Source organism: Paracoccus angustae (assembly GCF_042648745.1).
Classification (GTDB): Bacteria; Pseudomonadota; Alphaproteobacteria; order Rhodobacterales; family Rhodobacteraceae; genus Paracoccus; species Paracoccus angustae.
In genome coordinates this window covers 1-1522 of sequence record NZ_JBHRXY010000107.1, presented here as the reverse complement: position 1 = coordinate 1522, position 1522 = coordinate 1, and the positions used below count along the sequence as shown (strand labels likewise).

The 1522-nt window shown below is 66.5% G+C and carries 1 protein-coding gene; it reads right to left on the bottom strand.

All coding sequences use genetic code 11. The features are described from left to right. Positions 1-183 precede the first annotated feature (183 nt). Entirely contained in the window at positions 184-1365 is a 1182-nt protein-coding gene (locus tag ACFOM8_RS22945; protein WP_377764676.1) for an IS5 family transposase, read from the bottom strand. Positions 1366-1522: the final 157 nt, after the last annotated feature.

The window sequence follows — 1522 nt, the reverse complement described above, 5'->3', positions numbered from 1 at the left end:
TGCGCATCTATACCACAACGCACCCGGCCGAGCCGGAATATCTGTCGTGGAATAAGGGGTTGACTGCGATCATGAGAGCAGGTCGCTGAAGAAGTCAGGCATCGGGACGGTTTTTCCGATCTGCCGGGTTTGACGACTGCTGCTGCGGCCGGGGGGACGGCGCACTCGTGCTCGTCCCCCCGATCACCCGGCAAGCAGGCGCGGCAGTCGGGCGAGGTTGCAGGCGGCCATGGTGAGGGTGAACCTGGCGCGAACACGCTCGACGCCGCGATAGACCGTCTGGGCCATGCCACCCACGGTCTTGGCCCAGCCGAAGGGCTCCTCGATCTTCTTGCGGCGCTTCTGCGAGGCGGAATAGCCGGGATGACGGGTGGTGCGTCCGTCGATGGCGGAGTGCCGTGCCTTTCGGGCGACATGCGGGGTCACGCAGGCTTGGCGGAGATCGGCGACAAAGTCGGCGCTGTCGTAGCCCTTGTCGGCGCCGAGGGTCAGGCGGCGCGTCGAGCCCGGCGAGTGGCGGTGGATCATGTCGAGCGCGGCGCGGCGCTCCGCATGGCCATCGGCACGCGTGAGGTCGGCCTGGACGATCAGACCGCTGCGGTTCTCCATCAGCGTGTGCCCCATAAAGCAGAGCATCGCGCCTGCGCCAGGCGACTTCTTGTAAAGCCGCGCCTCGGGGTCGGTGGTCGAGGCATGCGTGGCGTTCGAGCGCTTCTCGCCCCGGAAGTCGACTTCGGCATTACGATCCTGGCGGACGGGGCGGGTCATCGGGGTGGTCTCGGTCTCGGTCTCGGGCTGTGGCTGGTTGGGGGTGTCTGCGGAGCGGGGGCTGGGCGGATCGCCCGGGCCGCGGTCCTCATCTGGCGGCGCCTCCGCGGCCATCGGCTGGAAGCTCTTCATCGAGGCCCAGGCCTTCACCAGCGTGCCGTCGACCGAGAAGTGCTCGTCCGACAGCAGCGGCGCGACCTCGCGGTGCGCGAGGATCGCCGCAAGGAACTTCCGGGCCATGTCGGTCGTGAGCAGGCGGTCACGGTTCTTCGAGAACACCGTCGGCACCCAGACAGGGTCGTCGATGCCGAGGCCCACGAACCACCGGAACAGCAGGTTGTATCGCATCTGCTCCATCAGCTGCCGCTCGGAGCGCACCGAGAACAGGATCTGGATCAGGCTCGCGCGCAGCAGCCTTTCCGGCGCGATGGAAGGGCGCCCCTCGGCCGAATAGAGCCGGTCGAACTCGGCATCGAGGCTGGCCAGCGCTTCGTTGACGATCTCGCGCACCTTGCGCAGCGGGTGCCCGGCCGGAATCCGCTCCTCAAGGTTGACATAGCTGAACAGCGACCCCGTCACCTCGTCCGTCCCGCGCATCCCTCACCCCCAAAACCTAGCGGTGAGGATGAATCACGTCCCGAAAACCGCGTCGAGGGCAGAGTTCTTCAGCAGCCTGTTCTCATGATCGCAGTCAACCCCTTATTCCACGACAGATATTCCGGCTCGGCCGGGTGCGTTGTGGTATAGATGCGCA

Excerpts from the sequence above, each read along its gene's own strand:
- ACFOM8_RS22945 (WP_377764676.1), bottom strand. The coding sequence starts at position 1,365 with ATGCGCGGGACGGACGAGGTGACGGGGTCGCTGTTCAGCTATGTCAAC.